Source organism: Sporosarcina sp. FSL W7-1349, assembly GCF_038003045.1.
Classification (GTDB): Bacteria; Bacillota; Bacilli; order Bacillales_A; family Planococcaceae; genus Sporosarcina.
Genome location: NZ_JBBOOK010000001.1, coordinates 108999 through 129731, shown reverse-complemented (window position 1 = coordinate 129731; position 20733 = coordinate 108999). Strand labels below are relative to the sequence as shown.

20 protein-coding genes and 1 other annotated feature are annotated in these 20733 nt (G+C 45.2%); of the genes, 6 read left to right on the top strand and 14 right to left on the bottom strand.

What is annotated here, in order from left to right:
• Nucleotides 1-20: 20 nt before the first annotated feature.
• Both MKY41_RS00690 and MKY41_RS00685 read right to left on the bottom strand, forming a co-directional pair.
• Nucleotides 21-245: a helix-turn-helix domain-containing protein gene (locus MKY41_RS00690; RefSeq protein WP_340743224.1), complete on the bottom strand. Its 225-nt coding sequence runs from the start codon at nt 243-245 to the stop codon at nt 21-23.
• A 10-nt stretch (nt 246-255) separates the two neighbouring features.
• Nucleotides 256-738: a DUF2975 domain-containing protein gene (locus tag MKY41_RS00685; RefSeq protein ID WP_340743223.1), complete on the bottom strand. Its 483-nt coding sequence runs from the start codon at nt 736-738 to the stop codon at nt 256-258.
• A 244-nt stretch (nt 739-982) separates the two neighbouring features.
• Here MKY41_RS00685 and MKY41_RS00680 point away from each other — a divergent pair, with 244 nt between their 5' ends.
• A complete protein-coding gene (locus tag MKY41_RS00680; protein ID WP_340743222.1) occupies nt 983-1795 on the top strand; it encodes a hypothetical protein in 813 nt (270 codons plus the stop codon).
• Nucleotides 1796-1883: 88 nt separating this feature from the next.
• Nucleotides 1884-2816: an Rpn family recombination-promoting nuclease/putative transposase gene (locus MKY41_RS00675; protein WP_340745595.1), complete on the top strand. Its 933-nt coding sequence runs from the start codon at nt 1884-1886 to the stop codon at nt 2814-2816.
• A 118-nt stretch (nt 2817-2934) separates the two neighbouring features.
• Here MKY41_RS00675 and MKY41_RS00670 read toward each other — a convergent pair whose 3' ends face one another.
• Nucleotides 2935-3519: a 3D domain-containing protein gene (locus MKY41_RS00670; RefSeq protein WP_445683292.1), complete on the bottom strand. Its 585-nt coding sequence runs from the start codon at nt 3517-3519 to the stop codon at nt 2935-2937.
• Nucleotides 3520-4102: 583 nt separating this feature from the next.
• On the opposite strand from MKY41_RS00670, the gene MKY41_RS00665 reads away from it, so the two are divergent.
• The gene (locus tag MKY41_RS00665; RefSeq protein WP_340743221.1) at nt 4103-4765 is read left to right on the top strand and encodes a GntR family transcriptional regulator; all 663 of its coding nucleotides are present in this window, start codon (nt 4103-4105) and stop codon (nt 4763-4765) included.
• Between the two features lie 42 nt (nt 4766-4807).
• On the opposite strand, the gene brnQ is transcribed toward MKY41_RS00665, so the two are convergent.
• From brnQ to MKY41_RS00630, 7 genes are all read right to left on the bottom strand, one after another.
• Nucleotides 4808-6163: a branched-chain amino acid transport system II carrier protein gene (brnQ, locus tag MKY41_RS00660; RefSeq protein ID WP_340743220.1), complete on the bottom strand. Its 1356-nt coding sequence runs from the start codon at nt 6161-6163 to the stop codon at nt 4808-4810.
• Nucleotides 6164-6330: 167 nt separating this feature from the next.
• The gene (locus tag MKY41_RS00655) at nt 6331-9399 is read right to left on the bottom strand and encodes an SMC family ATPase (RefSeq protein ID WP_340743219.1); all 3069 of its coding nucleotides are present in this window, start codon (nt 9397-9399) and stop codon (nt 6331-6333) included.
• The gene (locus tag MKY41_RS00650; RefSeq protein ID WP_340743218.1) at nt 9396-10553 is read right to left on the bottom strand and encodes an exonuclease SbcCD subunit D; all 1158 of its coding nucleotides are present in this window, start codon (nt 10551-10553) and stop codon (nt 9396-9398) included. Before MKY41_RS00650 ends, MKY41_RS00655 begins: the two co-directional genes overlap by 4 nt.
• A 220-nt stretch (nt 10554-10773) precedes the next feature.
• Nucleotides 10774-11766, bottom strand: a complete 993-nt coding sequence (locus MKY41_RS00645) for a metal ABC transporter solute-binding protein, Zn/Mn family (RefSeq protein ID WP_041075708.1) — start codon at nt 11764-11766, stop codon at nt 10774-10776.
• A 65-nt stretch (nt 11767-11831) separates the two neighbouring features.
• On the bottom strand, nt 11832-12692 hold the full coding sequence (locus MKY41_RS00640) for a metal ABC transporter permease (protein WP_340743217.1): 861 nt from the start codon (nt 12690-12692) through the stop codon (nt 11832-11834).
• Complete coding sequence (locus tag MKY41_RS00635) at nt 12692-13435, bottom strand: metal ABC transporter ATP-binding protein (RefSeq protein WP_340743216.1); 744 nt, start codon at nt 13433-13435, stop codon at nt 12692-12694. The genes MKY41_RS00640 and MKY41_RS00635 overlap by 1 nt, the downstream gene beginning before the upstream one ends.
• A 584-nt stretch (nt 13436-14019) precedes the next feature.
• The gene (locus MKY41_RS00630) at nt 14020-15282 is read right to left on the bottom strand and encodes a hypothetical protein (RefSeq protein ID WP_340743215.1); all 1263 of its coding nucleotides are present in this window, start codon (nt 15280-15282) and stop codon (nt 14020-14022) included.
• A gap of 155 nt (nt 15283-15437) precedes the next feature.
• Nucleotides 15438-15713, top strand: a binding site (T-box leader).
• Nucleotides 15714-15771: 58 nt separating this feature from the next.
• Here MKY41_RS00630 and MKY41_RS00625 point away from each other — a divergent pair.
• A complete protein-coding gene (locus MKY41_RS00625) occupies nt 15772-16632 on the top strand; it encodes an SAM hydrolase/SAM-dependent halogenase family protein (protein WP_041075716.1) in 861 nt (286 codons plus the stop codon).
• An 88-nt stretch (nt 16633-16720) separates the two neighbouring features.
• A complete protein-coding gene (locus MKY41_RS00620; RefSeq protein WP_340743214.1) occupies nt 16721-17335 on the top strand; it encodes a DUF3298 and DUF4163 domain-containing protein in 615 nt (204 codons plus the stop codon).
• A 47-nt stretch (nt 17336-17382) separates the two neighbouring features.
• On the opposite strand, the gene MKY41_RS00615 is transcribed toward MKY41_RS00620, so the two are convergent.
• Both MKY41_RS00615 and MKY41_RS00610 read right to left on the bottom strand, forming a co-directional pair.
• Nucleotides 17383-18093 carry an NAD-dependent deacylase gene (locus MKY41_RS00615; protein WP_340743213.1) on the bottom strand — a complete coding sequence of 237 codons (711 nt, stop codon included), beginning with the start codon at nt 18091-18093 and terminating at the stop codon, nt 17383-17385.
• Nucleotides 18094-18106: 13 nt separating this feature from the next.
• Nucleotides 18107-18781 carry an SOS response-associated peptidase gene (locus tag MKY41_RS00610; RefSeq protein WP_340743212.1) on the bottom strand — a complete coding sequence of 225 codons (675 nt, stop codon included), beginning with the start codon at nt 18779-18781 and terminating at the stop codon, nt 18107-18109.
• 84 nt (nt 18782-18865) lie between these two features.
• Between MKY41_RS00610 and MKY41_RS00605 the strand changes: the two genes are divergently transcribed.
• Nucleotides 18866-19294 (top strand): protein-tyrosine phosphatase family protein, encoded by a 429-nt coding sequence (locus MKY41_RS00605; protein ID WP_340743211.1) that lies wholly within the window; start codon nt 18866-18868, stop codon nt 19292-19294.
• A 50-nt stretch (nt 19295-19344) separates the two neighbouring features.
• On the opposite strand, the gene MKY41_RS00600 is transcribed toward MKY41_RS00605, so the two are convergent.
• Nucleotides 19345-19485, bottom strand: a complete 141-nt coding sequence (locus MKY41_RS00600) for a hypothetical protein (protein WP_340743210.1) — start codon at nt 19483-19485, stop codon at nt 19345-19347.
• A gap of 72 nt (nt 19486-19557) precedes the next feature.
• A complete protein-coding gene (locus tag MKY41_RS00595) occupies nt 19558-20727 on the bottom strand; it encodes an MFS transporter (protein WP_340743209.1) in 1170 nt (389 codons plus the stop codon).
• Nucleotides 20728-20733: the final 6 nt, after the last annotated feature.

Sequence of the window (20733 nt, the reverse complement as noted above, 5' to 3'; positions counted from 1 at the left end):
TAGATACTCTTTTCATTGCCTTATTCATCATCGGCACCCTCATCCGGCTGGTATTCCAAAAGGTCTCCAGGCTGACAATCCAGCGCTTTGCAAATTGCCTCCAGCGTCGATAGTCGGATCGCTTTCGCTTTTCCGTTTTTTAAGATGGACAGATTGGCCATTGTGATGCCGACCCTCTCCGAAAGTTCCGTAACGCTCATTTTCCGTTTCGCCAGCATCACATCAATATTTATGATAATTGTCATTTGGTTCACCTCAGACCGTTAAATCATTTTCTGATTTGATAAGGATGGCTTCTTGTAACAACTTTTGAAGGACAGCCGCAAACACAGCAATCACCATCGAAGCAAAAACGATGACCATTCCGATTACGATGATGCCCGGAGCGTCGTCTTTCTCGGCAATGAGATAGAACAGTGGCAAGCCCGCCACATACAAAAGACTGATTGCAACGCCGCAATATTTAATATTCTTTAGTGCGGCCACAGACAAATCAGAGAAAGCACTGTTCTTATCAATTAAGACCAACAGCTTAAACGCTTGGTATAGAGCTACGTAAAAAGGGATGACCGCTGCATACAAATCGATTAGCACGAGATATTTCAGGAATCCATGATCGGGATACAGTTCTGCAGCAAAGTTCGCAATTTCAGGCACCAAAAAAATACACAATGCTAGAACCGGAATTCCCATAAGGATGACAGCCAACTTTAAAAAAAGTGTTGACCCTTGTTTCATAAAAAGCACCTCACTTGGATTAATATAAGATGATCTTAATACAAAATTTATCGTTTTACAATAAATATATATTCTTTTTCACTACTTTATTATCGAAACATGGTCACAACCCTCTTCCTCATCAATCTTCGTAAGCAGGGTTGTTTTTATTTTCCTTCATTCCCACCTTGGAAAAATTATTTTCCCAACCGAGTATCCTTTCCGACCCCTCCCTTCTATGTAGAGGGTAAAGGGGGAATTTGAAATGAAACAGTACTTGAAAGAATACGCTCGCTTCACCACCATCGCCGAAATGGATGCTGCGGCAGAACAGCACGTCTTGCATAACTGGGATGCTATGACAATATCGGATCGCGAAGTGCTCGATGTCATCCGACGCTACTCAGTGAAATACGGGGCCGCCCATCTCAAACATGCGACAATCGAAAATATCACAGGCAAATCAAATGTGACCGTACGTCGGGCCATCCGCAAGCTCGTCGCCCTGCAAATTATCGAGAAAGTCCACTTTATCCGCCCTGTCATGAGCGGGCTCGGCGCCAATATCTATATCATCCTGCCCTTCGATGACCAGGGGAAAATGAACGACCGGGATGACAGCGACAAACCGTATGACGACAAGGATAGCGGGCAGATTTCTAGGGACGAAGCTCTTCTTTCTAAATCCATAAAATCCAAAGATCTTATAAAAACGTCTCCCGAGGAACCGTCCAAGTTATCCACAAGCCTTTTCAGCCGGATGAAAGAACTTCTTGCCGGAACGATCGGAAACACGAAAAACGCCCGTGAATTTTATGGAATTCATCGGGCGGTTTCAGGACGGATGCTGAAGTTTGAAGTTTACAAGAATGATCAGAACATTTTCGAGGACTTGGCCTATCGGGCATTGCGCATCGCGGTGATGGCGACAAAAACGAAGACGATCCGCAACTTGCCGGGCTATTTCAAAGGGGTCTTGGACAAGTTGATCGAGGAGGCCTATTTCAAAGATATGTTCATGTTCTTTGATGTACCGGTTGAGGGGTTTTACTGTCCTGAAAAAGTGTCATTCAAGTAAAATTGAATATTCACTCATTTTGGTTGCCGGAACAGAACATATGTTTTATAATGAAATTAATAAATTAGGGGGTGTCGTTTTGGTCGCTATGGTGAAAGAGCAGCCCGGACAATACGGCGTGAAACTGCTTGAACTGCGCAATGATTTTGTTTTCAAATCGTTTTTCACGGATGTAAGAAACAATAATCTGCTTTTGCATTTCGTCAACTCGATTGTAGGCGGGACCATCATCTCTTTGAAAGTTATTGATCCTACAAACAAGATGGGGCATTCATCCGATAAATTGTCTATCTTGGATCTAAGGGCGATAACGGGAACCGGGGAGCAGATCAACATCGAAGTACAATTGGAACGGCATAAGGCCTTCAATGAAAGGGTGCTGTACTATTGGTCAAAAACGTATGCCTCGCAGATAAAAAGCAGTGAACCTTATGTGAACTTGAAAAAAGTCATACAAATTATTATTGTTGATTTTGAAATGTTGCCTTCTGGCGGTATTCATAGTACATTCCAATTAATAGAACCAACTTCCGGTATCGTCTTTTCTAACCACTTGGTGATTCATGTCTTGCAATTAGGCAAACAGCAGGAAAAATCATCGAAAGAAATGGACAATCTGGAAAAATGGATGCTTTTTTTCAAAGGAGATTATGAGACTAAGGAGGAAATCGCTATGGAAAGTTCCGCTTTCAAAGAAGCCTTCGAAGAGATCAAACGGTTAAGCATGGACCCCGAAACAGTCCAACTCGCCATCAATCGAGAGATTGCGTTACGGGATCATATTCAGCGGTTGGCCGATGCCGAAGAGGAGGGATTTGAAAAAGGGATAAAAAAAGGAATAAAAAAAGGGAGAGAACAAGGTTTAGAAGAGGGACGAGAAAAGGGACAAGAGGCTAAAGCAATAGAAATTGTTCAAAGGCTCTATGAGAAGTCCACTCCTCTCTCTTTTATTGCCGAGGTCACTGGAATGTCCGTTGAGGAAGTGAAAGCAATAATTGACTCCACAACAAAGGAACCCTGATTAAAGCTATTTCAGTTAAACTGTTCGTTTTCCAATGATTTGGTTTGAAGACGTAGCACCTTTTCACTTCCCGGGAACGTAAAGAACCAACCTCTTACCCGAAGAGGTTGGTTCTTTATCATTCCAATACCTTGATTTTAACGCTTTTGCGTCCCCATTGATATGCTTGGCTTTTCGTCGGGAAGAATACATCTATCTTATTCCCTTTGATGGCGCTTCCGGTATCTCCGGCGATTGCGTGGCCGTAACCTTCCACCCACACTTTCGATCCCAGTTTAATCACATTCGGATCGACTGCGATGACTTTAACATCTGGATTCCGTTTCAAATTGATACCGGTTTTTGTAACACCCGAACAGCCGTTACAATTTGCCGTGTAGGCGCTGGCGGAAACCGTGAATTCTTTCACGACGTTCCCTTCATCTGATCGCGATGGGGTTTTCGCGACCGGTTTAGCTGCTTTTTTCGCTGTGGCTGCCTTGCTCGGAGCCACCACTTTCAATTTTTGTTTTGGATGGATCGTATTCGATTTTAGATTATTCCAGGATTTCAATTGGGCAACCGACACCTGATGCGTTTTCGCGATTTTATATAACGAGTCGCCCTTCTTTACGGTGTACGTGGACGATGCGGCAAAGCCTTCATTCGCACCGCTGACCAATAAAGCAATTACGATAATGAGGGTCCCAAGAAATTTTCTCAATAGCTCTTCTCCTTGCGATTTAGTCTACACACAGTCTAGCAGTCGAATATTACAAAACGGTTACAACAAATAACCTTTCACGTTACAAAAAGAAAGGTTATATTACAAAACGAGTACCATATTAATAAAATCATCAACGAAACCAAATGGGGGAATAAGGGGAATCCGATGACTTCACAGGAGAAGAAAAAGCAAGCGAACCACTGGTATCATCATCTTTTCATTCATCTTAGCACGTTTGGACTCTTGTAAACGAAAACTCGATAATCGAGTTGCAATTGAGAGAAATCTTAGATTTTTTGGGGGGAATGTTTTTAATGTTCATGTAACTTCACCCCGAAATAAGGTCGAATGCTGTCATGTCTAGCATTTCTTTGTCCTATAACTGTCCATTTTAGTAAAAAAGTCATACACCTTTCATTTAAACATAAAACTTTCTTACTTATTAAACCCCGAACATATTGTTACAAACATTTTTTCATTAAAAAAAGCCAGTATAGAGTACATACAATATATTGCATACTTTATTCTTGGAACATTTTACTGTATACTAAATGAATATTGAACAGGATGGTGAGTCGCAATGCCGATACCTACAGAACATTCCACTCCAGTCAGGAGAACTGCGAAAGAGACGGCCTTCAACCAGCTTCAACACTGGATCATTGATGGAACGTTACAGCCAGGCGAAAAATTGAACGATACAGAGCTCGCAGAAGCGTTGGGCGTTAGCAGGACACCGATCCGGGAATCGTTGCAACTGTTGGAAGTCCAAGGTTTCGTTAAAATGTATCCGGGTAAGGCGACACAGGTGACAGAAGTGGAAAAAGAAGCGATCAATGACCTGCTTCCCCCGCTTGCGGCGTTACAGGCCCTGTCAGCTGAACTGGCCATTCCCCATTTAACTGAGGAAACATTTGAATTATTGAAAGAGACAAATAAACGGTTTGCTGGGGCGGTGCGCTCTGAAGATTACTTTTCCGCACTGAAAATTGATGAGGAGTTTCATCAGATCATTGTCGACGCCGCCAATAACTCCTATATCCTTTCCATGGTCGAATCCCTGCAAGTCCATGTCCGGCGGCTCTTTTTCCATAACTCGATTGTGCTGACCGAAAAGTCGATTGAGGAACACGACGAAGTTATCCGGCTCATGCAGGAAGGCGACAGGATGAAAGTGTCCAACGTCATGCGGGAGAACTGGCTGCGGGCGATTGACGAGTTTTACGCATTGAAGAAAGCATAAGAAAAGCCGAATTCCCTCACCGGGGATTCGGCTTTTCTTATATTAGGCTTCCGCAGTTGGATGATTCCGTACTCGTGCAATGAGCGCTGTGACAAGGGTGACACCGAGCACCGGCAAGACCCATCCAAGTCCGTCGCTGTAGAACGGCAATGTTTTTTCATAGAAGGAAATGATCGGTTTCATCCAACCGAAGTATTCGATTTCAAGTGACTGGCAAAGCGTCTTCAATCCATCGATAATCCCGATGCAAAAGGCGACAATGGTCGCGGACACATAGACCAGCTGCGAATGTTTGAATAGTGGAGATAGAAAGGTCAACAGCATTAACACAACAGCTAACGGGTATAGGAACATCAATACTGGAATGGAGTACGTAATGATATTCGACAAACCGAAATTTGAAATGATAAAGCAAAACGTCGAGAAAATTATTACAAATGTTTTATAACCGATTTGCGGAATGATCGTATGGAAATACTCGCCACATGCGGTAATTAACCCAATGCTCGTCGTCAAACAAGCCAAGATGATGACGATGGCCAGTAAGACCAAACCAAGAGTTCCAAAATAATACTCTGATGCTTGCGACAGGATTTGACCACCTGTCTCAGACAGACCAAACGCCTCCGTGCTGACTGCTCCCAAATAAGCAATTCCCACATAGAGCAGCGCTAGAAAAGCAGTTGCCACGATACCCGTTTTCGCTGTTGCTGCAAAGATCCCTTTTCGATCTGTAATGCCCATCGAACGGATTACATTGATGACGATAATCGCAAATACGAGGGAAGCCAAGGCATCCATCGTGTTATAGCCTTCCGTAAACCCCTTTACAAATGCTCCGCTTGCATAGGCCTCTTCCGGTGATTGAATGGCACCCATCGGCTTTACGACAACCATAATGAGTAAGCCCAGAAGTAATATGATAATCCCTGGCGATAAAATCTTCCCTACCCGGTCGACAATTTTGGACGGATTCAAGGACAACCATAACGTGATGGCAAAAAAGAGGAATGTAAAGATACCGAGTGCTATTTGCATCGCCCCTTCACTGACAAACGGTGAAATCCCGATATCAAACGCTACCGCTCCTGTCCGCGGTGCCGCAAAGAACGGCCCGATCGTCAAATACAAAAGCGACGTGAAGATGATTGCATACACTGGATGAATCCGGCTCGCCAGGTCTTGGAGATTCCGACTTCCTGAAAATCCCATTGCCAAAACTCCTAAAAATGGCAAACCGACGCCAGTGATTAAAAAGCCGATAACGGCCGGAATTATGTTTGAACCGGCATTCTGACCAAGTTGTGCTGGAAAGATCAAGTTCCCTGCGCCGAAAAATAACGCAAATAACATGACTCCTATAACAAGGTAAGAAGAAAAAGATAATTTTTTCTGCATAGGACTGCTTCCTCTCAATCTAAAATGCAATATATTACAGAAAATAATGATACCCTTTTTGTCATGAAAATGCAACGTATTAATTAATTTTAAATATTGAATTTATTCATTAATTTATAAAAACCAACCCCCTTGCGGATTCAATCCTGCAAAGGGGTTGAGTGAATTTATTTGATAATAAACTTTGTCATACTATGGCCTTCTTTTAATTTCTCCACCTTCAAAATGGCCGGGAGGGCGGCTTTCAATTCCTCCACGTGCGAAATCACGCCGATCATTCTCCCTGATTTTTGGAGTTCGACCAAGGCATCGATCGCTTTATGCAGTGATTCTTCATCTAATGAGCCGAATCCTTCGTCGATGAACATCGTATCGATTGAAATGGATCCTTGGAAACTTTGTATGACGTCCGCCATGCCAAGCGCCAGACAAAGGGATGCGTTGAATTTTTCTCCCCCCGATAATGTCTTGACATCCCGATTGGCGCCGGTATAGGCATCATACACATCAAGGCCCAAGCCGCTTTGCCTGCCATGCGCTTCCTTCCTTGCGCTGCAGATCAATTCAAACTGGCCATTCGACATTTCCCTCAATCGTTCATTTGCCGATTGGACAATCCTTTCCAAATACTCGATCTGGATAAAACGTTCAAAGGATAATTTTGCTCCATTATCCCCTTTCACCACTTCGTAAAGGTCCAGAATCTTTCTATACTCGACTTCCACCTGTTCAATGGCCAACGTCGCCTTCTCAATATTTTCTTTTACCTCGCGTGCCGCCTTCTCGTTTTCTTGACAACTATGATACTCCGCCAACGCTTTTTCATATTCCTCTTTCAATCGTTCAACTTCCAATTCCAATCGGGCTAAATCCATCATTTCCCGGCCTTCCACAATCACTCTTAATTCTGCGATGGACTCCTGGAGTGTATGGACTTGTTGTGCATATGCAGCAAGTTGCTGTTTGAGCTGCTGCCGATCGGCCTCTTGCATTTTCGCTTCCCGATAAGCTGCTTCGGTAGGGAAATCGGATGATTGAAGAGCTTCTTTAAATCGTTTCCAAACCATTTCCTTCTTCTCGATACTCTCCTTCAATGAACCCTTTGCATGAACCACGGATGATTGGGCGGCTACAAGCCTTTCTTTCGCGGCTTCGCGGATTTCCTGCACCTTTTGCCAAGCGCCATCCAACTTACTCTTCAGGTTCTCAGTTTCTGTGATCCGTTGTTGAAGGACATTCAACTCCCGCATTTCTTCCGGTACTTTATCGAGATCTGATTTGAGCACAGCTTCTTTCATATTAAATTCCTGCTGCAATTCGGCGAGGGATCTTTCATTCTCCGATTTGTCATTTTGCAGCCTGACGAGCAACGCTTCCTGTTTTTCCATCTCTTCTTTCAACTGAACGAGCTTCCCGCGGCTGTTTCGCATATTCGCCACTTCCGTTTGAAGTTCCCGCTGCTGTTCAAGCAATCCTGCGTAATCCACTTGCACTTCCCATTTGTTCTGGATTTCCTCTAGCCGTTCTCCCGCATGTTGCTGTTGGATTGCTACAGTACGGTAAGCATTTTCGCTTTCCGCTAATCGCTTTTTCGCCCGCTCCAACTCCTCACGGGTCACGTTCTCATCTGAATGGTCCTTTAAGAGAGCCGGATGATGCTCGCTTCCGCAAACTGGGCAAGGGTCCCCCTCCTGCAGACGCTCCGCCAGCACCAGTGCCTGGTTGGCCAACCATTGCTGTTCTAATCCTTCATAATCCCTTTGGCAACTTTCAAAAGCCAATTTTTTATCTGCCATTTCCGCTTCCTGCGATTGGATCTGTTGTTGCAGTTTTTGGATGTCCTCCATCCATTTGACCTTCTCATTCACGTCATTTAACTGATCCAGTTTTTCATCATAAGGCAACAATTGCCGATCCAGCAAACCGATTTCCGTTTTCCGTTGTCCGACTTGCTCCACTCCATTGGCAACTCTTTCAGTAACGGTGGATAAGGCAACATTCAACGCGGCGATTCGCTGTTCGATTTGTTGAAGTTCTTCCTTTTTAGACGCCAGATTCATCACGGTCGGCAGGTGGTCCTTCAAGCGGATCAATCGTTCCGTCAACTGCTGGCGCTCCGGATTCCGGCTTTCCTCCGCTTTGTAATCCGCATCAGCTTTTGCTGCAAAGCCTTCTGCCTCTATCGCCTCTTTTTCCGCAGTTTCCAGTGCTGCTGTTTTGGAAATCGTCTCCCCTTCCAATTGGTGGAACTGTAATTCGATTTCACTGATGGCAACCGCCCGTTCCGCGTCGGCCAACCGTGTTTCTTTTCGATCCATACTCGGTTTTCGTTCATACAACCCGGCTAGCGCTTCTTCTTTACCTTTCAGTTCGGTCAAGCGGTCGTTCATGTTTTTGGCGTCGTGATAAGTTTCCAGCATTTTGCCGTGTCTGGTGTAGCTTTCTTCATATAACTGTTTCATGACCGCCGTTTTCTCTGAATAAAACACCCATTCCTCTTGTAACGCCTGTATGACTTGATGGGCATTGTATTGCCCCGTGGCCAGGACATTGAAAATCTGGGAATCCCGGTTCGGAAGCAATGATGGGATTTGGCTATATAATGTCTCCCTCGACTGGTTTTCGGTTGACCATTTCGCTTGGGCCTGGTCTTTCCGGCTTTTTAATCGCGCTTCAATCTCCTTGTAAGGTTCCGTTTTGAAGATTTTCCGCATGATCGTTTCCTTATTATCGGTAGTGGATGTAAGGAACTTCCGGAATTCCCCTTGCGGTAACATGACGATCTGGCTGAACTGTGCTTGGGTGAAGCCGATCAGATCCACGACTTTCTTATTGATTTCCGTCACAATCTGCCGGTCGACAAACGGGGTTTCCCCGTCCGGCGTCAGTTCGAAGAACTCGCAATTGGCCAGTGTTTCGCTTTTATTCCCCTTTTTCGTATAAGGGATCTGACGCATGATCCGATATCGCCGATTATGTAATTCGAATATCAATTCCACCGATGTCTGTACGCCATCATCGGCGAAATCACTTCGCATTGCTCGCAAATCGGCCCGGTCTTCCCCGCTTGCCTGTCCGTATAAGGCAAAGCAGATGCCGTCGAAAATCGTCGTCTTCCCCGAGCCTGTCGCACCTGAAATGACAAACAGCCGATGGTCTTGCAACTTGGTGAAGTCAACCGTTTCGGTATGTTTGTATGGTCCGAATGCCGTCATTTTCAATTGGATCGGTTTCATTTCAAATCCCCTTCTTTCTGCATGACTTCGAGCAGGACTTCCGTAAACAGGTCGGACGTCTCTTGATCGGCCGCTTCCCCTTTGACCGCTTCGTAGAACGATTTGAATAAAGTCAAATCATCCTGTTTACCGGTTATCGCCTGTTTTTCTCCTCTACCGATCGAAGGTTGGACTGTCATTTTCCGCTCCACATGCATCGCATTCGGGAAAACAGTACGCACCTGTTCCATTGGAAATAAAACCGGGGTTTCATCAAGCAGTTTGACAAAGACATAATCCTCATTGACCGGTTGCGTCAAAAGATCCGCCAAGCGGCCTTCAACCGTCCGCATATCATGCCGTGCGTCCAACAACTTTTTCTCGACGGTGACCTCGCCGTCCCCATCCATTTCTACGATGAAAAACCCTTTCTGGTGCCGTTCCTCGGAGATCGAATATTTAAGTGGTGATCCCGCATAACGGATTGTTTCATGCAACACATGGTGGGCTTGATGCAAATGACCAAGTGCCGTGTAATGGAATGGTTCGAATAAATGAGCGGCGACATATTCCGCCCCGCCGATTGCAAGCGGCCGTTCCGAATCGCTTGTGTTGTCGGCGGTTTCCCCGTGAGGCGTGACAAAAGCATGTCCGACCAAAACATGGCGGGCTTCCGCCGACAGCTTTTGGCGGATGCCGTCGACCACTCTTTTCATCGCATCCTGATGATTCGAGACGGATTCATCCTCATAAAGATGTCTGACGACGGAAGGGTCAGCAAACGGCACCAGATGGAAATGGACCTCGCCGAATTCGTCTTCCAATACGACCGGCTCCAATGCTTTCGTCATCTGGCCTACCATATGCAGTCCATTGGCTCGCATAATATTGCTTCCGAAATGGATTCGCCCCGGGCTGTCGTGATTGCCGCCTATTGCCAGAACCGGCGTTTTTAGTTCCATGACAATCTTTTCGAGAACTTCATCCAACAGCGCCACCGCTTCCGTTGGTGGAACCGCCCGATCATACAAATCTCCCGCAATGACGACCGCATCCGGTTTCTCTTCGATGATGGCCTTGATGAATTGATCGAGCACATGCCGCTGGTCCTCCGTCATATATACACCCTGGACCAGCTTGCCCAAATGCCAATCCGCCGTATGGAAAAATTTCAATTTGATCTCCCCCTACTTCTCTTTATTTCTATTTTACAAGAACTGACTGTGAAACAGAAGGTATGTTTGCTGAAGCGAAATAGTACGTAGTTATCTAAATATTAGGCAGAAGTCCTTGGCATATCCCCCCGCAAACATGAAAACAGGACACCCGAATACGGATGTCCTGTTTTACAGTAGCTTCCTTATCGAATCCCTTCAAGGGAGGAATTCCTATTACTTAATTCTTGCTCAATTCATCATGGATAAGGTTAATATTGTAATCCAAATATTTTACATACGTATCGATCTCATCCCCAGGGTTGCCGATCTCATCTGAATAGATAGCCTTCTCCGCAATCGGCACACCGGTTTCTTTGGAGACCGTCTCCATCGGACGAGGGTCGACGTTGGACTCCAGGAACAGGACCGGCACTTCATTTTCTTTGATAAATGTCACAAGGTTTTTGATTTGAGTGGGTGAGCCGTTTTCTTCTGTGTCGATTTCCCAAATATATGCTTCATACAGACCATAATGCGTGGTCATATATTGGAATGCCCTTTCACTAGTCACCAAAATCCGATCTTCTTCCGGGATGTCGGCAATGCGTGTTTCATATTCTTCATCCAATTCTTTCAAACGCGCTACATACTCATCGCCGCGCTCTTGTATTTCATCACTCTTGGAAGGATGTCTTTTGACAAGCACATTCCGCATATCTTCCGCCATTTTAATACCGACAGCCGGGTCGATGAAAGCATGTGGGTTGATTTCTTCTTCTCTTCCATCTTCATTCGTCAAATACATCGGCTCAACACGTTCCGTTACACTAAAGACATTTTCTTCTTTTTGGCCGACGGTTCCAATCATTTTAAAGAACCAACCCTCTTTCCCGCCTTCCAAATTCAAACCGTTATAAAAAAGTATATCGGCATCGGTAGCGGCCTTGATATCATCCGGTAACGGTTCATATTCATGGGGATCTGTACCACTTGGCACCAAGTTGTACACGTCGACCGCATCCCCGCCGATCTGTCTTGCCATATCGGCGATAATCGTGAACGACGTGACAACTTTCAGTTTATCGTCTTTAGAGTCCCCTGTTGCAGCGGCTGTATCATTGTCTGGATTTTTGCCTTGCTGATTTCCCTCTCCTGTGTTTCCATTGCCGCAAGCTGCCAGTAAAAAGACAGCGAGCAAGGATACACCAAACCACATCGCTAATTTTCTCATTTCTTGGTCTCTACTCCTTTAATAAATAATTTATAGAAAAACCGGGATTCCGGTTCTAGATGAAATTAGGACACCATCATTTTCTGTTTTCCGTTTGATCGCAGCGCTCTCCATACAACTCCCTGTTTCGGCGAAAACAAAAATGCCAGGACAAATAAAGACGTTGCCGCCAATGCGATGACCGGTCCGGATGGCATATTGTACAAGAAGCTGACATACAGGCCGATAATGGCAGAAAGCGCTCCAAAGAATGCGGACAACACTACCATGACCGACAACCGATTCGTCAATAAATACGCAGTAGACGCCGGGGTGATCAACATGGACACGACCAAAATGACACCCACTGTCTGCAAAGAAGCTACCGTCACTAATGTCAGTAAGAACATGATTCCATAATGAATTATTCGCACTTTTAAACCATACGCCGCTGCCATCGTTTCATCGAAACTGGAAATAAGCAGTTCCTTGAAGAATAACACTACGACCAGAATGACGAGACTGCCAATTACTAAAGTAAGCCACATGTCAGAAGACCGGACGGATAACACATTACCAAATAGGATTTGAGTCAAATCAGTCGCACTTCCTGCTCTCGTGATCAGTATGATTCCGAATGCAAAGGCCGCGGAAAATCCGATGCCGATGGAAGAATCGTTTTTCACACGGCTGTTTTGGCTGATCACACCGATGCCAAGAGCTGTTAAAACGCCGGTGAAGACCGCACCATAAAAGTAATTGACGCCCAGCATATAAGAGATTGCGACTCCCGGCAGGACCGCATGGGAAATGGCATCTCCCATTAATGCCATACCGCGCAAAACAATGAAACTGCCGATGATTCCGCAGATGATACCAACCATTACGGAAGTGGCAAAGGCTTTTTGGAGGAATCCATAATTCATCAAATCATTAATAAAGTCCATTACACCGTAACCTCCAAATCTCCTAGCATCGAAAAGCTACGCTGATACGCTTTGGACATTTTGTTCGGCTGGAACACTTGGTTGACAGGACCTGCATCGATCAATTCTTTATTGATCAAAACTAGCTCATTGAAATAATATCTCACCTTCGACAAGTCATGATGCACCACAAAGACGATCTTACCTTCCGCTTTCAGACTCTTCAATATATTAATGATGACTTCCTCACTGGAGACATCGATGCCGACGAACGGTTCATCCAAGAAAAAATAATCTGCCTTTTGGGCAAGTGCTCTCGCAAGAAAGACGCGTTGCTGCTGCCCACCCGACAATTCGCCGATTTGCCTTTCGGCGAAATCTTCCATCCCGACACGTCTCAGACATTCCATCGCCCATTCCTTATCCGATTTTTTGGGACGATGCAATAATCCGACATTCGGATACGTTCCCAGAAGCACCGTATCTTTAACGATGATTGGAAAATTCCAATCGATATTGGACCTTTGCGGCACATACGCGATCTTTTTCCTGAAATCCTTGATCGGGCGTGAACCGATCAGAACAGAACCACTATCCTTTCGTATCAATCCAAGCATCGCTTTCATTAATGTCGATTTGCCCGCCCCGTTTGGTCCGAGGACTCCGATCAGGCTGGACGATGGGAAAGAAAAAGAGACATCCTTCACCACTTGGTTTCCATAATAGGATACGCTGAGATTATTCACTGTCACAGAGTCGATCATTTGTTTCCCTCCCACTTTCTTCTTTCTTTTGTATGAATTCAACTAAAATACTTTCCCCCGTGCAACTTTTTCCATGCAAGAGATTTATCCCATATAAAAAGAACGTTTGGTTTCTCATTGTATGCTCATTTTGTTTCCTAAGTGCAACTTTTCAATTAAAAAAATAAATTTCTTTCCCTTGCGCAAGTTTTCGAATAAAAAAATTTGTTTCCCACAGGAAACTTTGATAATCATATATTAATATAACCCTTTTCAAAAGTAAAGCGGAAATTTTTTAAAAAAGCTGTGAGCAGTTTCACAGCTTTCTTGTCATCTAGGAAATTATAAATTCTGAGCATGTGGATAACCTTCGAAACTGGGTTTGTTTCCGTCCAGCTCCGGGCGCTAGAGGCTCGGGGCCATAAGCCAAAGCTGCTCTGTGGCAAAAAGCGCCACGCCGCATCTTCGTCTTATGCCTGAGGCCGACAGGATGCCGGTCATGCAGCCGTTTCCGCAGAACGCGGCGAACTTAGACTGCGGACCTTAGCTGAGCAAGCACCCTGCGCTTTTGTTCATTGTTTATTCATAGGCTTTTGTGTAGAAATTCATAGATCCCCCAGCAACCGGATTTCGCCCGTCACCGCGTCTACACATTCTTCCGCATCTAGCAGTCCGCACAGCACGTATTTACCTGCGGAAGGGTCAAAGGCATAAGTAGGTTCGAGTGTAATAAATGACGTCATCTTCTCAAATGCTTCTTCTGCGACCACTCTGCTGTCAACTGCTGACGAATAGCCGTCGAATAGACGGACCATTTCCAAATTGTCCATATAGTTCAGCAAACGATAGGTCCCAGGCTCGATGATCACGACCACTTTCCGATTAAAAAACGCTGGAACTTCACTGGATCGATGGCATTTCGCTGTTATGAAGTCTTCTGAACGGCCGATCGTTCCCAATATCCAAGAACCAGCTTCCTCCGGAAAAAGCGTTCGCAATACATCACGTGTGACCACTTTGCAATGCTCTATATTTTCCTCGGTCAGTCGGTGTTCATCTTCGACATCCGGATGATTGAAAGCTTCCTCAACAGTCACTTCCTGACTAGTGAAAATCGGCTCCCGATGCAGTTCATTCGTAAGCGGGCTATCCCATTCCATTACTTCATTCATAATCCGTTCTGTTCGTTCATGTACGAAAAACGGGATCGTCCCTGATCCGTCCGCTTTCACAAACACTTCTTCCATCGCATAGACAGAAACGAAGCGTTTTTCCGATTCAGAAGGAAACCGAATTAATTGGAGCTGTTGTTTCACGATTGGCTCTATTTCTTCAAGCGTTAATGAAAATTCGGCAGGCATAACTTCTTCCACTTTTGGAAAATCTCCTATTTTGGAATACAAGAGTAATTGGCCTTCTTCGTTAAATTTCACTTCGATTGTGCAACCGGGCGATAGTCGGACTCCATCGATTTCCACTTTGAACAGGAATCCATCCTCATAAGCCTCCGATAGGCGCAGCTCCTTCCCTACTTCTAAGCCGGTATATTGCTTAACCCATTCGCCGACTTCCTCAGGCGTCTTTTCTATAAATGGAGTTTTCGTAGAATAGGATGTCTGCATAACAAAGATGGCACTGTCATACCGTTGCTGTTGAAGATTGAACTCGATACTCGCGGTACCCGTCGGATTTTCATCCTCTTCCACCGGTTCCTGAATATCGTTCGGAAACCATTCCATACTGAAGTAATATTCTTTTTCTTCTCGATCATTAAAGCGTTTATAGATCCCATGCCGGCCTAAATCATAATTTTCCAAGCCAAAATCCGTTCTTGTTTGATCTACAATTTTTTGGAGTCGCTTATCCACATTTCCACCCTTTTCTCGATATGATATTCAAGGAGATTGCCTCTGTAAAGTCTACCACAAAATAGCAAAGCCGGTTCTCAGAAGATGCCTGACTACATGATGGGCTGAAGAAAAATTTGACACCCTAAGAGCATTCGTGTAAATTATGGGTAATACAGTTGGCGATGAAGAGAAAAGTAAAGTGGCAAGGTTCCTTACAGAGAGCTTCGATAGCTGAGAAGAAGCGGAAAACTACTACTTGAAAATGGCCTCTGAGCTCTGCATTGAACGTGCGCTAATTCGCATTAGTAGATGGCAGCGGGATTTGGTATCCGTTATCTATACCACAAGTCTAAAATCCTGTTGGACCGGATTTTGCACTTGCTGAGATTGTCCTTGTGAATGGGCAATGAACCAAAGGTGGTACCACGGGAATCGATCCTGTCCTTTGCAATCGAATGATTGCAGAGGGCGGGATTTTTTTATTACGCTGGCGAGGAGTGGAAGTAGATGAACAATGGTTTATTGGTATTTCAATCGGATTTCGGAAAAGGGGATGGCGCGGTCAGTGCCATGCATGGAGTCGCCAATTCGGTGAAGCCGGGCATTCCGATTTTCGAAATCACTCACCAGATTCCCCAATATAATATTTGGGAAGCATCCTACCGTTTATTGCAAACTGTCGGATATTGGCCGAGTGACACAGTCTTCGTTTCCATTGTCGATCCGGGGGTCGGCTCGGATCGGCGGGGAGTCGTCGCAAAGACGGCAAATGGGCATACGATTATCACACCGGATAACGGTACGCTCACCCATTTAAAACGATTTGTCGGCATCACGGATGTCCGGATCATCGATGAAACGAAAAACCGCCTTCCGAAATCAGGCGAATCTCATACATTCCATGGACGCGATATTTTCGCCTATACGGGTGCCCGTTTGGCGGCCGGACTCATTGGTTTTGAGGATGTCGGTAATGCTGCAGACCCGGCGACCTTGATCGAACTTCCTTTGAAAAACTCTACAATTCAAGACGAGGTGATCACCGGGATTGTTGACATCATCGACCGGCCATTCGGCAACTTGTGGACGAATATTAGCCGACTTCAATTCAATGACATTGCCGGCCCGTATGGAAGTTCCTATGAAGTTTCCATTACGACGGACGGGCGGACGATCTACAATAACATTTTGAAATTCGGCCGTTCCTTTGCCGACTCCCATATCGGCGAACCGCTTCTTTATATCAATTCCCTTGATAATTTGGGCATCGCCATTAACCAAGGTTCATTTGCAGACGCCTACCGTGTCGGCACCGGCACGAACTGGGAAGTGATTATCCGGACAGCACCGAAAGTGGTGTATGATTGAATCTTGCAGAAATTGGGGATTTCTTTGATTAGATCCGGCCCGCCTGTCATATGATGGATTACTCGACAGAGAAGGAAAGGGGTTATGAATGGAATTTCCTGTTTCAATTGTTACCCGGAAACTGCCGAATGTTTCACCCAAAGTGAATGTCTATTATCCTGTTATCGTCCATTTAGAAAACAGTGAAGTACAAAGTAAAATGAACCATGCCATCATTGAGCTATTGAATCAAATCTTAATAGACCTAGATTATTACGATAAAAACTTGGTGGAATTGCTGGCCAGTTATGAGGTAAAGACGAATGAACGCGGCATTCTTAGCTTGAACCTGATTGTCTACTCGTTTACAGGCGGAGCGCACGGAATGACGGTCGTCCGTTCCTTGACCTTCGACACGAAAACCGGCAAGCAATATACATTGAAGGAGTTATTTAAACAAGACAGCCCTTATGTAGAAACTTTGTCTTCGATCATTAGGAAGCAGATGCAACGCTGGAATGTCGATTTGTTGGACCCTCCATTTAAGGAGATTCGGCCGGACCAGGATTTCTATCTGGCGGACACCTCCATCGTCATCTACTTCCAATTATATGAAATCACCCCGTATTATTGGGGGTTTCCTTACTTCCCAATTCCCATCAAAGACTTGGAAACCATTATTCAGCCGGAGGGTCCACTCGATCGGTTGATGTCCTTTACGTGAATGAAACCTGTCCTCTGCAAACTTGGCAGATGACAGGTTTTCTTCATTCATAACTGTTGATCGGCTTCCTCCAGCACTTCCCCGATTTTCCGGTCATTGATGACCAGATCCGCATAGCCGTCGAATAAGGTAGGCTCTAAATTGATGATGACAAGCTTGGCTCCTGTCTCTTTCGCAATTAGCGGGAATTGGTTGGCGGGAGTGACGATCAGCGATGAGCCTAGGACGATGAACAAATCGGCTTGTTCACTTTCCCTAGTCGCTTTCATAAAGGTCTCCTCCGGCAACATTTCGCCGAATAGTACGACGGAAGGTCGAAGTTTTCCTCCGCATTCGCAATAATAAGCTTGCTCCTCATACCGTGTATTCTCGTACTCCCTGCCGCAAGTTTGGCAATGAACCTTTTGTAGAGTGCCGTGCAGTTCCATCACATTTTCCGATCCGGCGACCGAATGAAAGCCATCGACATTTTGCGTGATGATGCCTTGGATAATGCCTTCCCTCTCCCATTTCGCGAGCAGCTCATGCCCAATATGAGGCTGGCAGTCTTTCACTCCCAATACACGCTTCCTGTAAAATTCAAAAAAACGTTCCACGTCCTTGTTCATCGCTTCCGTGCTGGCCACCTGCGCGGGATCTTCATTCTCCCATAGCCCTGTTTTAGCAGATCGAAAATCGGGCAGTCCGCTCTCCGTGGACATACCTGCACCAGAATAAACAATAATATAATTAGATTTTTTCATCAAATCAGCTAACAATGCCAATCCCCCTTCAACATATTGGAATAATCAATGATTCCTCATTGTTTTTTGGCGAGTTCACATTCGAAGATACGATATACGCCTCCATTTGTTCCTCATCAAATGGTTTCAACATATTTCCCAGGAAATGAATATCCTCATTCTTTGGATCAAGCCACGCTGCTTCATCTTCCTTCCGTAAAATGACAGGCATTCGATCATGGATCGGCTCCATCAACCCATTCGGCTTAGTCGTAATCGCTGTACATGTATAGAGCATGCTGCCATCGGGCTTTCTCCATGCCTCCCAAAGGCCGGCGATTGCAAAGAGGCCGTCACCTTTCAACTTGATGCGCATCGGGATTTTATCACCATCTTTCCGTTGCCATTCATAAAAGGAATCCGCCGGAAGAATGCATCTTCTTTTCTTGAACGCATTCCGATAACTCGGTTTTTCTGCGACGGTTTCTGCCCGGGCGTTGATCATCTTATAACCGATTTTTTCTTCTTTTGCCCAGGACGGAACCAGCCCCCATTTCAGATGGCCAAGCCGGTTCTTTTCACCGTCATTTAGGATGGCGACGACCTGTTGGGATGGAGCGATATTATAACTAGGTACATAATCGCTTTCTTCAAACGCAGATTCAATATCAAAACGTTTTACTATTTCATAATACGGAGCAAATAATGTGAATCGCCCACACATTGAAATTCTCCTTCCCTATTTGAATTCCCTCCTATTCACTGTATCATGGATATTGAACAGAGTCATGAAATGAGGTGTCAGGAAATGGAATCTCCGAATTACCGCCAATTGATCGATGATCGGATTTTCATCGGCGGCATCCATGCAATCGATGAGCTGCTCGAAAATGAGAAAATTGACGTGATTTATGATTTACGGGCAGAAGTGAAAGGGCCTTTATCAACCGAAATCAGCGTCCATCAACCAATTGTCGATGACGTGGAACGACAGGACGGGTCTATCCAGGAAGCTGTCCAAAAAGTGATTGATGATTACGAGTCGGGGAAAAACGTCTACTTTCATTGCAATACAGGACGGGGCCGTGGCGGGACGATAGCTGCAGCCGTCTTACTCCAACTCGGACTTGCCGATTCCGTAATGGATGCGGAACAAAAGGTGATGTCCATATCACCGGACGTAAATATCAGGCAGCCTTTCAAGGAAGCTCTGATCCGCATCTATGAAAAGGAATAGAAAAACGCCAGACGCGATTGCTGTCTGGCGTTTTGATTACTCAATCGGCTCTATTTTTCCCGTTTGGGTTTCCGTTCCTTCTTCTTTTTCACTCCCCTCTTCACCCGTTTAAATTGACGGACATCCGCCGGCCTTACGGTGATGGGTTTCCAGTTCAGAATGACAGCTACCGAAATCGCAGAACTGTCCAAAAAGCCACCCCCTAATAATTCTTGTCAAGTGGAAAAAGCCAGGCTCCCCACATAGGAACCTAGCCAAAAAATTTATCGAAAAGCCTTCTTTTTCTTTCCGAGTGCCAAATAGCCAAGTAGTGCCATTATTACGATTCCGGCAGATAAAACATAGACGGTCTGGTACCCCGTATAGACGGCGATCAAACCGAGCACATAGGAACCTACCGCAATCCCCGAATCAAATAAGGTATAGAAAGTGGCCGTGGCATAACCGCTTCGTGAAGCATCTGTGGATTGGACCGCCAGAGTCTGCATGCTCGGCAAAATAGATCCATACCCAAAGCCGATGAATGCGCCCGCTAACAAAAAGACAAAGACCGAATGCACATCCGCAAGCAGGAAGAAGCCGATAATGAAGAAGATGAGACCTGGGATGATGACATAAGCTGGTCCTTTTTCATCAAAAAGCCTTCCTGTATAAGGTCTGCTGATTAACATCACAGCCGCATACACGACAAAAAAGATGCTTGCATAATCAAGCAATCCTTGTTGCTGCGCGAAAATCGAAAGATAGGACAGAACACTTGCATAGGAAAAAGCGATGACACAGCCAAAAATGGCAACAGGCAAAGCTTTTTTCTCAAACAAATCATTAATAGTGATTGTAAATTTACCAGATGGCCGGTGCTGGACCGGTTCAGGAGGTAATGTAAGGGAAGCCAAGGCGCCAATCGCCATGAGCACACTGAGGAGAATGAAGAATATGTCAAAGGAAAAAGACTGAATAATGGTCAACGCGATAAACGGACCGATGACAACTGCCAGATTCAAGGACATGGAAAAATACCCAAGCCCGGCGCCCCGCCGACTCTCCGGCACATAATCCGCCGCTAATGAGATGGTCGCCGTCGACACGATACTAAACCAGACACCTTGCACAAAACGGATGACCAGCAATCCCTCAAACGGAAAGATGAAATAATAAAGGAATGTACACACTACGTAAAAAATGAGGCCGATCCCCAACATCTTCCGTTTCCCGACGATATCCAGGATTTTTCCGGTGAACGGGCGGACAAGGATTGCCGAGATCATGAAAATGGTCATCAATAAACCGGCCTCTTCATCTGTACGGCTCAGTTGTTCCTTTGCATACAACGGCAATACGGTAACCAATCCATAAAATACGATAAATATGGATAAGTTAGTGGCAAATAAACTAATAAAAGGTTTGGTCCATATCGGTTCTTTATTACTCAAACGAGC

Coding starts and splice junctions, on each gene's coding strand:
- MKY41_RS00690 (WP_340743224.1), bottom strand. CDS start 245: ATGACAATTATCATAAATATTGATGTGATGCTGGCGAAACGGAAAATG.
- MKY41_RS00625 (WP_041075716.1), top strand. CDS start 15,772: ATGAACAATGGTTTATTGGTATTTCAATCGGATTTCGGAAAAGGGGAT.
- MKY41_RS00640 (WP_340743217.1), bottom strand. CDS start 12,692: ATGGACTTTATTAATGATTTGATGAATTATGGATTCCTCCAAAAAGCC.
- MKY41_RS00655 (WP_340743219.1), bottom strand. CDS start 9,399: ATGAAACCGATCCAATTGAAAATGACGGCATTCGGACCATACAAACAT.
- MKY41_RS00665 (WP_340743221.1), top strand. CDS start 4,103: ATGCCGATACCTACAGAACATTCCACTCCAGTCAGGAGAACTGCGAAA.
- MKY41_RS00635 (WP_340743216.1), bottom strand. CDS start 13,435: ATGATCGACTCTGTGACAGTGAATAATCTCAGCGTATCCTATTATGGA.
- MKY41_RS00645 (WP_041075708.1), bottom strand. CDS start 11,766: ATGAGAAAATTAGCGATGTGGTTTGGTGTATCCTTGCTCGCTGTCTTT.
- MKY41_RS00685 (WP_340743223.1), bottom strand. CDS start 738: ATGAAACAAGGGTCAACACTTTTTTTAAAGTTGGCTGTCATCCTTATG.
- MKY41_RS00610 (WP_340743212.1), bottom strand. CDS start 18,781: ATGTGTGGGCGATTCACATTATTTGCTCCGTATTATGAAATAGTAAAA.
- MKY41_RS00680 (WP_340743222.1), top strand. CDS start 983: ATGAAACAGTACTTGAAAGAATACGCTCGCTTCACCACCATCGCCGAA.
- MKY41_RS00620 (WP_340743214.1), top strand. CDS start 16,721: ATGGAATTTCCTGTTTCAATTGTTACCCGGAAACTGCCGAATGTTTCA.
- brnQ (WP_340743220.1), bottom strand. CDS start 6,163: ATGCAGAAAAAATTATCTTTTTCTTCTTACCTTGTTATAGGAGTCATG.
- MKY41_RS00675 (WP_340745595.1), top strand. CDS start 1,884: ATGGTGAAAGAGCAGCCCGGACAATACGGCGTGAAACTGCTTGAACTG.
- MKY41_RS00605 (WP_340743211.1), top strand. CDS start 18,866: ATGGAATCTCCGAATTACCGCCAATTGATCGATGATCGGATTTTCATC.